This window comes from Bacteroides sp. BFG-606 (genome assembly GCF_024788145.1).
Taxonomy (GTDB): domain Bacteria; phylum Bacteroidota; class Bacteroidia; order Bacteroidales; family Bacteroidaceae; genus Bacteroides; species Bacteroides vicugnae.
Genome location: NZ_JANUIL010000001.1, coordinates 4245213 through 4257800, shown reverse-complemented (window position 1 = coordinate 4257800; position 12588 = coordinate 4245213). Strand labels below are relative to the sequence as shown.

The following is a 12588-nucleotide window of genomic DNA, read 5'->3' as shown; positions in this document are numbered from 1 at the left end:
CCGTATTCTTCGTTGCATCGCAGAATAGGCAAAATGTAAACCAATGCAGTTTGCAGAAACGGTTAGGTTTCCAAATCGTAACCCTGCAATTTTGCATATTTGATGGTCTTGTGTTTGTTTTGCGCCGTTCTGCGCAGGTTTGCTTTCAGCCATTTGGCGCATGTGAAACTAAATTTGCAACCAAAAAAAGAACGGTATGAGAGCAACATTCAAAATCCTGTTCTTCGTGAACAGAAGCAAGGAGAAAAACGGCATTGTCCCCATCATGGGACGAGTGACAATCAACGGGACACAGGCACAGTTCAGCTGCAAGTATTCCATTGCGGTAGAGCAGTGGGACACCAAGGCGAACAAGGTGAAGGGCAAAGGCAAGGATGCCCGCGACATCAACTATGCCCTTGACAACATCAAGGCGCAAATCATCAAGCATTACCAGCGTATATCGGACAAGGAGGCGTATGTGACGGCTGAAATGGTCCGGAACGCCTATCAGGGCATCGGAACGGAATATGAAACCGTGCTTCGTGCCTTTGACAAGCACAATGCGGATTTTGCCAGACGTGTAGGGAAAGACAGGGTCAAGGAAACATTTTACAAACATACGATAGCCCGCACCCATGTCGCCAACTTCATCAAGTATTACTACAAGCGCAACGACCTCGGCATGAACGAGCTGACGGAGGACTTCATGAACCAGTACTGCGTCTATCTACGCAACGAGGTGGGTGTCCAGCAGTCCACGGTCCGGCTATACACGACGACATTGAAGTCCATCGTCTCCCATGCGCACAAAAACGGGCTGATACCGAGAGACCCTTTCGCCAACTGCCGTGTCAGCGGAGGAACGAAAGAGCGTGAGTTCCTGACGGAGGATGAGGTGCAGACGCTGATGTCGCACCGTTTCAACGACCCGGCAATGACACTGGTTCGGGACATTTTCGTATTCGGATGCCTGACCGGAATCTCGTTCATCGACATAAAGAACCTGACCACCGACAACCTTGTCACCATAAACGACAGCCTTTGGATTTCATCGGCACGTCAGAAGACGAAAATACCGTTCCGTGTGAAGCTGATGGAGAGTGCCCGTAAAATCATTGACCGCTACGAGCCTTTCCGTTGTGGCAACCGCCTGTTCAATGTTTACCGCAACGGATGGACCAATGTCCTGCTGAAACAGATAGCAGAGGAATGTGGGATAAACAAGCGGCTGACCTTTCACATGAGTCGGCACTCGTATGCGGTGATGGCTATCTCAAACGGTATGCCGATTGAAAGTGTGAGCAAGATTTTGGGACATACCAAAATCACCACCACCCAACATTACGCAAAGATAACCACCGAGAAACTGGACAAGGACTTGTCCGTTCTTGAAAGCAAAATTGGAGACAAGATGAAACTTGTATAACATAAGCCGAAGCGAGCATGGAAAGAGGTATCATAACAATGGATGAATCCGGCAACATTATCATGTCTGAGAATGCCGCTGACATTTGGATGAGCGAACCGGAACTTGTGGAACTGTTCGGGGTGATGGCCCCTACACTCCGAGCAACCATCAGAACCGTGTATAAAAGCGGTGTCTTGAGAGAACACGAGGTGCAGAAGTATATCCGATTGGAGAACGGCTATCACGCTGACGTGTTCAGCTTCCCGATGGTGGTCGCACTTGCTTTCCGCATCAATACTTTCGGTGCGGAACAAGTGCGCAATGCCATTCTTGAAAGGGTGTACTTGCGAAAAGAGAAAACAAGCATCTTCTTTTCGCTGGGTATAAACGACATGAAAGTTACCAAGTATCAAGCATGAAACATAACCATGTGACGACATGAAGCAGTGAAACCGATGCGTATTCCATTTGCCAACAATATATTCATGTCGATAATTGAATAGGCGTATTGCCATTCACACATACGAATACGACAAACCCGAATAAACATCTGTCAGAGTGGTGTTTATTCGGGTTTGCTTTTTCACACGATTTTCATCCACGGATTGCTCACTTTTTGGTTGCAAGGTGTTTTATGCTGCGTTCTGCTGTGATTTGCGTATCAAGTTTTCCAACAGTTGATTATACTTTTGTGGCTGACATTTTACCAAACTAAAATCGAATAAAATGACAGCCAAAGAATCGAAAAACAGCCGCCGACCGCCCACGGATAGCGGTATGGCAAGCGAAGAGTTTATCCGTGTCGGTACAATGCTCTACAAGATTGTGGACCAGCCGACTTTGAACGGAGGGTATGTGAGGAAACGCATCGCATGGAACAACGAGACCCTGCGGCAGGACTATGGCAAGGACTATCTCGCCACAGTGCCGAAGTATGACGGTTTCTGCACCGTACCCGAACACGTGGACTATCAGCCCGTGGTCGGCAAGTTCCTCAACCTCTACGAGCCGATAGACCACAAGCCGATGGAGGGCGATTTCCCCTCTATCCGCTCATTGGTGGAACACATCTTCGGGGAGCAATACGAGTTGGGGATGGACTATCTGCAACTGCTCTACCTGCAACCTGTACAGAAGCAGCCCATCCTGCTGTTGGTATCTGAGGAACGCAACACAGGCAAAAGCACGTTTCTGAACTTCTTGAAAGCCCTGTTTCAGAATAACGTGACATTCAACACCAACGAGGATTTCCGCAGCCAGTTCAATTCCGACTGGGCAGGGAAACTTCTTATCGTGGTGGACGAAGTGCTTTTGAGCCGCAGGGAGGACAGCGAACGGTTGAAGAACCTTAGCACGACACTATCCTACAAGGTGGAAGCCAAAGGCAAGGACCGTGACGAGATAGCCTTCTTCGCCAAGTTCGTGCTGTGTTCCAACAACGAGTATCTGCCTGTCATCATTGATGCAGGTGAAACACGTTATTGGGTGCGCAAGATAGAACGCTTGCAATCGGATGATACCGATTTCCTGCAAAAGCTGAAAGCGGAGATACCCGCCTTTCTCTACCATTTACAGCACAGGCAGCTATCCACCGAAAAGAAAAGCCGTATGTGGTTCGCCCCCTCGCTACTGCATACCGAAGCCTTGCAGCGCATCATCCGCAGCAACCGCAACAGATTGGAAACGGAAATGTACGAGCTTATCCTCGACATCATGGCAAACATGGGTGTTGACACTTTCTCGTTCTGTCCCGAAGACATTCTCCGTTTACTGGCAAACATATACGTCAAGGCGGAGAAATACCAAGTAAGGAGGGTATTGCAGGAGTGCTGGAAGCTGAGACCTGCCCATAACACCCTCACATATACCACCTATCAAGTGGATTATAACCGTGAATGCCGTTACTCCCCGGTTCGGAAAACCGGACGATTCTACACCGTAACGAAAGTGTTTTTGGAAACACTATGATTCTTTTTTTGATGAATTGATGAATAAGAATATAACAGAGTTGAATATCAGTAGAATATACCATCATCAAATCTTAATCAAGAATAAGATGCTGATGAAAAGAGAACACAGCACGGACAGACCATGCCCGACATTGCAAATGATGACTTTCTCTTTTTTGCAAGCAATTTGATGAATGTATGATGAGAATATATAATACTGTATATCAATATATCAAATATCTAAATCATCAAAACATCGTTTTATCAACCATCATCAAATCCGTAGGAATACACATTATGACCATACAAGAAGCAAAACAAATCAGAGTCGCAGACTATCTGCAAAGTCTGGGCTATTCGCCCGTGAAACAGCAAGGCGAAAGCCTGTGGTACAAATCCCCGTTCCGGCAGGAAACGGAAGCGTCATTCAAGGTGAACGTAAACCGCAACCTGTGGTTCGACTATGGGCTGGGCAAAGGCGGCAACATCATCGCATTGGCGCAGGAATTATATTTCTCCGACCATGTGCCTTACCTGCTCCGTAAGATAGCGGAACAGGCTCCACACATTCGTCCTGTGTCTTTCTCTTTTCGCCAACAGGCATCAGAGCCGTCCTTCCAACAGTTGGAGGTAGGGGAACTCAAGCATCCTGCACTCCTCCGATATTTGCAGGAGCGTGGGATAGACACTGCACTTGCGAAATCGGAGTGTAAGGAACTGCACTTCATCCATAACGGCAAACCTTATTTCGCCATCGGCTTCCCGAATGTGGCAGGAGGGTTTGAAGTGCGCAACCGATTTTTCAAGGGCAGCATCGCACCGAAAGACATCACCCACATCCGACAGTCGGGAGAACCGAGGGAGAAATGTCTGGTATTCGAGGGCATGACGGACTATCTCTCCTTCCTCACGTTGAGGAAAAGGAACTGCCCGACTATGCCGAACCTTGACGGGCAGGATTATGTCATTCTCAACTCCACCGCCAATGTGCCGAAAGCCATAGATGTGCTGCACGGGTACGGGCGTATCCATTGTCTGCTTGACAATGACGAGGCAGGGAGAAGAGCCTACCAAGAACTGGCAATCGGGTTTGACGGACGCATCCGGGACTTCTCCCACAACTATCACGGGCATAAAGACCTGAACGATTTCCTGTGTGGTAAGCGGCAGAATTTAACCGTCAATCCACCGCTCCGAAACATCGTTAAACCGAAGAAAAAAGGACTGGGATTATAAAGCATCAAAAGGGAAAAACGGGAGTTGCCCGAAATTGATTCGGTTAGAATCGTGGGGTAGCAAGTTTGTGTTTCGGGACACCCGAAACCGCTTGCCACCCGTCCCCCGAATATCAGGGAGCGGCATCCCGTTGGTCTATTCATTAATTATACTGACAATACTTGAAAATGGAACATAAGGAAGACAAGAAACGCAACAAGGGCGGTCGCCCGAAGAAAGGGACAGCCGAGAAACTGACATACCGTGTGGCGGTGAAGCTGGCGGCTGCCGACTACTTCCGTCTGATGACACGGGCGTATGAAGCCGGAGTGTCATCAAGCGAATACATGAGGGAGTGTTTCCGAAACGGTCACGTGAAGGGACGGCTGTCGGAGGAACACGCCGCCCATGTGCGGAACCTGTGTGGCATGGCTAACAACCTGAACCAGCTTGCACGCAGAGCAAATGCTGGGGGCTTCTATGAGGAACGTGATGACTGCAAGGTGGTAGTGGCAAGAATCCATGAACTCTTAACCAAGATAGGGATATGATGGCGAAAATCGTAAAGGGGAGCGATTTCAAGGGTGTGGTGGACTACATCCTTGACAAGGGCAAGGGAGTGCAGGTAGTGGTTCATGAGGGCTTGTTCATGGAAAACAAGGACACCATCGCAATGAGTTTTGACATCCAGTCGCAGATGAACGGTAAGGTGGCGAAGCCTGTCGGACACATCGCCCTGAGTTTCTCCAAAGAGGACGAGCCACACCTGACAGACCGTGTAATGGCAGGAATCGCACTTGACTACATGGAACGGATGGGCATCCGGAACACGCAATACCTCATTGCCCGTCACTTCGACAAGGAGCATCCTCATGTGCATATCGCCTACAACCGTATCGACAATGACGGCAATACCATTTCAGACCGGAACGAGCGGTTGCGCAGCACCCGTATCTGCAAGGAGCTTACTTTGAAATACGGTCTGCACATGGCTAATGGCAAGGAGAACGTCAAGCGCGACCGTCTGAAAGAGCCGGACAAGACGAAATATGAGCTGTATGACATCCTCAAAACGGAAGTCGGCAGGTGCGGCAACTGGAACGTGCTTGTCGCCAACCTGAAGCGGCAGGGCGTGGATGTCCGTTTCAAGCATAAGGGGCAGACAAACGAGATACAGGGTGTCGTTTTCACCAAGAACGGCTACCACTTCAACGGCTCCAAAGTGGACAGACGTTTCAGCTATTCCAAAATTGATGCTGCTTTGCAGCGCAACAGAAACGAGGAACGTATGGGATTGATGCCCAAAGGCTATGGGGCAGATATGCAAAACGCACCGTCAGACACAACCCAAAGCGAACTGTTCAGCGGTTCGCTGGGATTACTCAACGGCAACGCTTCGTCATACAATGCCGCTGATGCGGAAGCCAATCAGGAGATGGCAGAGATATTGCGCAGGAAGAAGAAAGCCAAACACAAGCGAAGATTGGGATTATAAAGTCTCTCTTCGCTACACTCTTCGCTACTTGTTACAACCATGACATTTTTCTACGACTAAAATCTGTATTCTTGGGATAAAGCGATATCTTTGCATTTTAAATAACAATGGACAAACTGCCACAACATAAAGCATCGCTGTTTTCCGATTTCGGGGTGTATCTGCGTAGGATCAATTCCTCGCAAAGCAATCATGCACCCATAACATACGCCCATCAAGACGATTATTACATCTTCGGACTGGTGGAAAACGGTGAGGGATGCGGTATCATCGATTTCAAGGAGCAATACTTTGCTCCGGGTGACGTATTCCTGATACAACCGGGACAAGTACACCGTTTCGTCAGTTCGGAAAATGTGGAAGGTTGGGCACTTATGATCGACAACAGCTTTGTGGATAGTGCCGATAAGTGCATCTTTGATAATTTCTCGTTGTTTGCTTCGTCATTTCAGATGGATGAACAGCGGAGAAACGAGTTAAAACAGATACTTTCCCTCCTCGCAGGTAGAATGGATGGCATCACGGACAAGCAGACAAAGGCAACGGCAAGGCGGATGGCAGAAACCTTTATCAGCATTGTCGCCGAAGCGGTGCATGACATCAACCTTCAACAGACGAGTCATAGCCGCAGGCATATGGAAATAGTCTTGTCGTTCCGCCATCTGCTTGCCGAACATCTTGCCACGAATCGCCAGCCGTCCTATTATGCTTCGCTCCTGAACATCTCGACTGTCTATCTGAATGAAGTGGTGAAATGTGTCACCGGCATGAACGCCACTTTGTACATAAAGAATGAAGTGGTGTTGCAAGCCAAGCGGTTGCTTGTCCATACCGACCTTGCCGTGAAGGAAATCGCCGACCGTCTCGGCATAGGCGATTACGCCTATTTCTCCCGTCTGTTCACACTGGCAACGGGCATCAGTCCTACTCGGTTTCGGAAAAGAAACCTTGAATAGTCCAAGCCTTACCTCGTTTCCTCTATCTCATTTTTCGCCTGAATATCTTAACTTTGCAGGCAAAAAAAGAGATAACAATGAAAAGAATATCAACTAAGTATGTAGCCATGAATCCACGTCGATGCGTGGCTTGCTGGGAGTGTGTGGGGAAGTGTCCGAAACATGTTATAGGAAAGGTTGGTTTCCTGTGGCACAAACACGTGGCTTTCAAAGATGCGGATGCCTGTATAGGCTGTAACAAGTGTGTTAAGACTTGTCCAAACGGTGTGTTTTTCAAACCGGACGAAGCACTCCTGTCCATTCTCTCTAAATTCGGACGCAGATGAAAACATCATTCACGATAGAGCGGCTGTTGCCATTGGCATTCGTGACATCAGCCGTCAGTGGTATCGGCCTGCATATTGCCGGACATGGAACCAGCCATGAAGTATGGCACAACTGGGCCGTGGTTCATGTTCTGTCAAGCCTGCTTTGGCTCATCTCTGTAGCATATCACATCAAGCGGCATGGATGCTGGTATAAGGCAATGGCATCAAAAGGAATCGGAAAGAAAAGCCGTACGACAATTGCCCTGTCGGTCGTGTTCCTAATTGTTGCAATCACGGGTATTATGCTGATTGCGTACGTGGACGGGGCAAACTCCACTATTGGACTATGGCATCATAAGTTCGGACTTTTACTGATAGTCTTATCCATCATCCATATTACCAAACGAACAAAACGAATATGATTTATCAAAGTGTTACTTCTCGCTATTGGCAAGGACGACACAGTACGCCAAGATGGAGGAATAAGGGATAAAGGTTGAAAAGACTTTCAAATGATGTAAATAAATGTCTGCCCATTTGATGATTTCCGGATTTTTATTGCTACTTTTGCATTGACTAAAAGCGTTATTTGAAAAAGCAAACTTGAGCAAACTGAAGAAATCAGCAAGTTGGCAAATCGTAACCCGTTAGAGCGAAAAATTTATATAAGTTCTTGAATAGCAAATCAGAATTTAAATTAAGGCTCTTTTGAGGTAGAAGGACACTTTCAGTTCGTTGTTCATAACGCTCACATTTTAAGTTTGTAAAATTACTCTCTTTGTGAGTTATTTGAACAATGTAACAAGCAGACAAACAGTGCTATAACCAGACGTTTAAGGTCATTGGTTTGCCGTGATTTTCTCTCATTGCAATGGGTAACGATTTAGAAATGGAAAGTTTGCTTAAATCTGCTTTTTCCTGCAATTTCACTATCAGACACCCAAAGACACTAAAAGACATACATTTCTATCATTCAATTAATTACCTTGCTTTTCTCTTTCTCGCTTCTACTGTAATAGGTTACTGAAACAGCAAAAGATAAAAATATCTCTTACCTGCTCCAGCCGTTTGATAGCAAATTCCTTGTTCATCAGAATATCCAGTTCTTCACGTGAGAGAAACTCTACATTTACTTCCTCCTGCTTGAAGTGGATGCCGTAAAACGGGTCTTTCTTTATCCAGTCATTAGCCAAAGCAATGCGAACAACCTTTTTCAAGTTCTTCAAATGTTTCAATGCGGAATTGTTTTGGCAATGCTTCTCCGTTTTCAGCCAAAAATCAAAATCACGGATAAATTGCCCGTCCAGTTCTGCCAACATTATATCATCACAGTGGTAACAACTGCGGATATATTCTTTCAGCCGGTTTATGGAAGTATCAAACTTGGTAACGGTGCTTTCTGTATATTCCTTGTCAATCAGGGCACGACATTTTTCGTTATGCTCTGCATACACCTCCAGCAAGCTACGCTGTACCTTATCCCGTCCGTAGAAACAATCCTTAATTGTATCAGCTGTTATTGGCTTGTTGTCTATTTCCAGTTCACGGTGTATCTGTAATACTTTGGCACGAACCGTATTAATATAGTAGTTTAGTTCAGTGGCTACACGGTCTTTTCCTTTGGAACATTCCTTTTTCTGATTCCATAAATCTACAGGAATGCTCCGTTTAATCATAACTTCGGCTACTCGTTTGTTTACGGTGATGCGCATGCAGATAGGAGCTTCACCGTTTTTCAGAAGTTTCGCTTTCTTGATGATGAACAATACGCTTAGTGTGTTTCTTTTCACTGCTCCCATAATTCTTTGATTTTTAAGTGGTACAAAATTAGTTTGCTACACTCAAAAACCAGCTACGCAAAAAGCTGACAATCAAAGACAAATGCGTCAATTCGTGGGAACAAAAACGGCTTTCAAAAAGTCCCACGAATAAGCCACGTGAGAACTGCCTGAAACCGCTATTTTTTGCCGAAGCAGAGAAAAAGAAAAAGCTCTGAAATCCTTGAATTTCAGAGCTTTGCTTTCATTTGCTATTTGCTTTCGCGGTGCGTACGGGACTCGAACCCGTGACCCCATGCGTGACAGGCATGTATTCTAACCAACTGAACTAACGCACCAAAATATTCACTTTAGCATCTCTCTCGATTGCGGATGCAAAGGTAGATATTTTTTTGAAACCTGCAATAGCTTCAGTATCTTTTTTCTGAAAAAGTGGGTTTATTAAGAATTATCGTGTACATTTGCAGCTACTAATAAAATAGAAAATAGAATGAAAAATACACCAATTGAGCGACATCTGATTGATGAAACCATCAATGAGTTTCAAATTGTCGATTTTTCCAAAGCTACCATTCGTGAAGTGAAAGCTATTGCTTCAAAAGCAGAAGCAGCATCGGGAGTTGAATTTATTAAAATGGAAATGGGTGTTCCGGGACTTCCCCCTTCCGCAGTAGGCGTGAAAGCGGAAATTGAAGCGTTACAAAATGGCATTGCCAGCCTATATCCCGATATCAACGGATTGCCGGAACTAAAAAAAGAGGCATCCAACTTTATCAAAGCATTCATCAATGTTGATTTAAGTCCGGAAGGTTGTGTGCCTGTCACCGGTTCCATGCAAGGTACATTCGCTTCATTTCTTACTTGCAGCCAATGTGACGAAAAGAAAGATACGATTTTGTTTATCGATCCGGGGTTTCCGGTACAGAAACAGCAGTTGGTTGTAATGGGACAAAAGTTTGAAACATTTGATGTGTATGACTACCGTGGAGAAAAACTGAAAGAGAAACTGGAAAGCTATCTGAAAAAAGGAAATATATCAGCCATCATTTATTCAAATCCCAATAATCCGAGCTGGATTTGCCTGAAAGAAGAAGAATTGAGGATTATCGGTGAATTGGCAACACAGTATGATGTGATTGTTCTGGAGGATTTGGCTTATTTTGCCATGGACTTCCGCCAAGATTTAAGCAAGCCGTATCAACCTCCTTTCCAGCCATCGGTTGCCCATTATACGGACAATTACGTATTGCTGATTTCCGGCTCGAAAGCATTCAGCTACGCCGGGCAACGTATCGGTGTAAGCTGCATCTCTGATAAACTATACCACCGAAGCTATCCGGGACTGACCCAACGATATGGTGGCGGAACTTTCGGAACGGTTTTCATTCACCGTGTGCTTTATGCGCTTTCTTCAGGAACCAGCCATTCTGCACAGTTCGCCATGGCCGCTATGCTGAAAGCCGCCAATGAAGGACAATATAATTTCCTCAACGAAGTGAAGATATATGGTGAAAGAGCACAGAAATTAAAAGAAATCTTCCTCCGTCACGGTTTTCATCTGGTATATGACAACGATCTGGGCGACCCGATTGCAGACGGATTTTATTTCACCATCGGATATCCGGGAATGACCAGTGGCGAACTGGCGAAAGAATTGATGTACTACGGAGTAAGCGCTATCTCATTAGTGACTACAGGAAGCCATCAGGAAGGATTACGCGCGTGTACCTCTTTTATTAAAGAACACCAATATGCTCAACTGGATGAAAGAATGAAACTATTTGCTGAAAATCATCCGATAGCCTGATTATTTGATATGAGATATTCATAAAAGCCATTCTTAAAATGAAAAAAAACGGAAAGAACGATTGTTATTCCGTTTTTTTTCTTACATTAGTGGCATGAATATCGACTCTGACATATTTAAGATTCAATCGAATAATGTGTTGCCATCGAGAGGAAAGATTTTAATATCGGAACCTTTTCTGCGTGACGCAACGTTTGGCAGATCCGTAATTTTACTGGTCGATCATACGGATGAAGGAAGTATGGGATTGGTGATCAACAAACAACTGCCATTATTCCTTAATGATATCATCATGGAATTTAAATATTTGGATGAGATTCCTCTATACAAAGGTGGACCTATTGCCACTGACACCTTATTTTATCTCCACACATTATCTGATATACCAGGATCCATTTCTATCAGTAAAGGGCTTTATCTGAATGGAGATTTTGATGAAATAAAGAAATATATATTACAAGGGAATAAAATCAGTGAATGCATTCGTTTCTTCTTGGGATATTCCGGCTGGGATAGCGAACAATTGAGTAACGAAATCAGAGAAAACACTTGGCTGGTGTCCGAGGAAGAAAAATCATATCTGATGAAAAACAATATTAAAGATATGTGGCGGAAAGCTTTAGAGAAATTGGGCAGCAAGTATGAAACGTGGTCACGTTTCCCACAAGTGCCCACTCTCAATTAGTACCTCATTTCTTAGGATTCAAACATTGGAGAAGCAATGCGTCTTTGTAACAGCCCTCCACCTGCAACCAGTTTTTTAAGATTCCGCATTGAACGAAACCACAAGAGGTGAACAGTTTTACACATACTTCATTATCCGTCATGACATGTGCATAGAGCTGACTTAAAGACAGAAAATCAAAAGCGTATTCACAAAGTAATTTCAATGCGTCAGTAGCATAACCTTGTTGCCGATAATCCTTATGGACGGCAATCCCTACTTCTCCCCGCGAATGAAGAGGTACAAAGTCTGTAATATCAATTGTACCGAGTATGCACTGGTCAGATTTGCGTACAATCATCAGCCGCAATTGCTTATCGGCAAACACATCGCACTGTGAGCCTTCGATGTATTGACGAAGCACATAACGGGAATAAGGAACCGTAAAATTGCTAATGTCCCACATGGAAGGGTCATTTTCCATCTCGTACATAATATCCATATCTTCCGGTTCCACTGCACGAAGATAAATACGTTCGTTCATTAAGAAAGAGTGTCTCATCGTTTTTCGTCTTTTGCTATGTGAAGCTCGTTACGTAATCTTTTCTCACTAGGAAGACAAAAAAGTGATGCCGTCAAACCAATCAGCATACAGAGATTGCCCGTACTGCTTAATGTCAGATAGTAACACAAAAGATTCACTACAATAGCTACTTCAAGCACTCCCAAACGAACAATATTCCATTGCACATATCGCTTCAAAGCAAGCGTGATAGTCATATAATCTATCTTCTTTTTAAGCACCAAGCTAAACAATTTGAGAGAAAGAGGCACACACAAAGCTGTGAGCAAAATGCCGATTGTCTCAAAATAGTAGATAGCTTGTGCATTATCTGCCAAACCTCCTACGGGAAAGAGTTCAAACTCTCCTGCTCCAAGCAAAAAAGCCGGGAGCACCCAAAAGAAAACATAACTAATATTCAAATTTCTAACAGCTCGTTTTATCTGTTCTTCCATGTTCGTTCT

13 protein-coding genes, 1 tRNA gene and 1 pseudogene are annotated in these 12588 nt (G+C 45.0%); 11 read left to right on the top strand and 4 right to left on the bottom strand.

Translation table 11 applies throughout. The features are described 5' to 3' along the window. The first annotated feature begins 196 nt into the window (after nucleotides 1–196). The 9 genes from NXV01_RS15990 (at nucleotide 197) to NXV01_RS15950 (ending at nucleotide 7735) form a co-directional block, all read left to right on the top strand. Nucleotides 197–1408, top strand: a complete 1212-nt coding sequence (locus NXV01_RS15990; RefSeq protein ID WP_259022860.1) for a site-specific integrase — start codon at nucleotides 197–199, stop codon at nucleotides 1406–1408. Between the two features lie 17 nt (nucleotides 1409–1425). Continuing rightward, nucleotides 1426–1809 carry a hypothetical protein gene (locus NXV01_RS15985; RefSeq protein WP_259022859.1) on the top strand — a complete coding sequence of 128 codons (384 nt, stop codon included), beginning with the start codon at nucleotides 1426–1428 and terminating at the stop codon, nucleotides 1807–1809. 358 nt (nucleotides 1810–2167) lie between these two features. Beyond that, nucleotides 2168–3358, top strand: coding sequence for a primase-helicase family protein (locus NXV01_RS15980; RefSeq protein WP_409012955.1), 1191 nt, complete (start codon nucleotides 2168–2170; stop codon nucleotides 3356–3358). A 278-nt stretch (nucleotides 3359–3636) separates the two neighbouring features. After that, nucleotides 3637–4575: a toprim domain-containing protein gene (locus NXV01_RS15975; RefSeq protein WP_259022857.1), complete on the top strand. Its 939-nt coding sequence runs from the start codon at nucleotides 3637–3639 to the stop codon at nucleotides 4573–4575. Nucleotides 4576–4742: 167 nt separating this feature from the next. Then, entirely contained in the window at nucleotides 4743–5105 is a 363-nt protein-coding gene (locus tag NXV01_RS15970) for a MobC family plasmid mobilization relaxosome protein (protein ID WP_259022856.1), read from the top strand. Beyond that, complete coding sequence (locus tag NXV01_RS15965) at nucleotides 5102–6049, top strand: relaxase/mobilization nuclease domain-containing protein (protein WP_259022855.1); 948 nt, start codon at nucleotides 5102–5104, stop codon at nucleotides 6047–6049. The genes NXV01_RS15970 and NXV01_RS15965 overlap by 4 nt, the downstream gene beginning before the upstream one ends. A 107-nt stretch (nucleotides 6050–6156) precedes the next feature. Continuing rightward, complete coding sequence (locus tag NXV01_RS15960) at nucleotides 6157–7005, top strand: AraC family transcriptional regulator (protein WP_259022854.1); 849 nt, start codon at nucleotides 6157–6159, stop codon at nucleotides 7003–7005. A gap of 77 nt (nucleotides 7006–7082) precedes the next feature. Continuing rightward, on the top strand, nucleotides 7083–7331 hold the full coding sequence (locus NXV01_RS15955) for a DUF362 domain-containing protein (RefSeq protein WP_259022853.1): 249 nt from the start codon (nucleotides 7083–7085) through the stop codon (nucleotides 7329–7331). Next, nucleotides 7328–7735: a hypothetical protein gene (locus tag NXV01_RS15950; protein ID WP_259022852.1), complete on the top strand. Its 408-nt coding sequence runs from the start codon at nucleotides 7328–7330 to the stop codon at nucleotides 7733–7735. Before NXV01_RS15955 ends, NXV01_RS15950 begins: the two co-directional genes overlap by 4 nt. A 594-nt stretch (nucleotides 7736–8329) precedes the next feature. Here the strand turns inward: NXV01_RS15950 and NXV01_RS15945 are convergent. Continuing rightward, nucleotides 8330–9112 (bottom strand): annotated as a pseudogene (locus tag NXV01_RS15945) (phage integrase SAM-like domain and Arm DNA-binding domain-containing protein); the annotation flags it as partial. 243 nt (nucleotides 9113–9355) lie between these two features. Next, nucleotides 9356–9429: transfer RNA gene (locus NXV01_RS15940), tRNA-Asp, on the bottom strand. 152 nt (nucleotides 9430–9581) lie between these two features. On the opposite strand from NXV01_RS15940, the gene NXV01_RS15935 reads away from it, so the two are divergent. Continuing rightward, a complete protein-coding gene (locus tag NXV01_RS15935; RefSeq protein WP_148367205.1) occupies nucleotides 9582–10898 on the top strand; it encodes a pyridoxal phosphate-dependent aminotransferase in 1317 nt (438 codons plus the stop codon). A gap of 94 nt (nucleotides 10899–10992) precedes the next feature. After that, nucleotides 10993–11583 carry a YqgE/AlgH family protein gene (locus NXV01_RS15930; RefSeq protein WP_148367207.1) on the top strand — a complete coding sequence of 197 codons (591 nt, stop codon included), beginning with the start codon at nucleotides 10993–10995 and terminating at the stop codon, nucleotides 11581–11583. 4 nt (nucleotides 11584–11587) lie between these two features. Here the strand turns inward: NXV01_RS15930 and NXV01_RS15925 are convergent, their stop codons facing one another. Next, a complete protein-coding gene (locus tag NXV01_RS15925; RefSeq protein ID WP_195358045.1) occupies nucleotides 11588–12124 on the bottom strand; it encodes a GNAT family N-acetyltransferase in 537 nt (178 codons plus the stop codon). Next, the gene (locus tag NXV01_RS15920) at nucleotides 12121–12579 is read right to left on the bottom strand and encodes a hypothetical protein (RefSeq protein WP_148367211.1); all 459 of its coding nucleotides are present in this window, start codon (nucleotides 12577–12579) and stop codon (nucleotides 12121–12123) included. The genes NXV01_RS15925 and NXV01_RS15920 overlap by 4 nt, the downstream gene beginning before the upstream one ends. Nucleotides 12580–12588 lie beyond the last annotated feature (9 nt).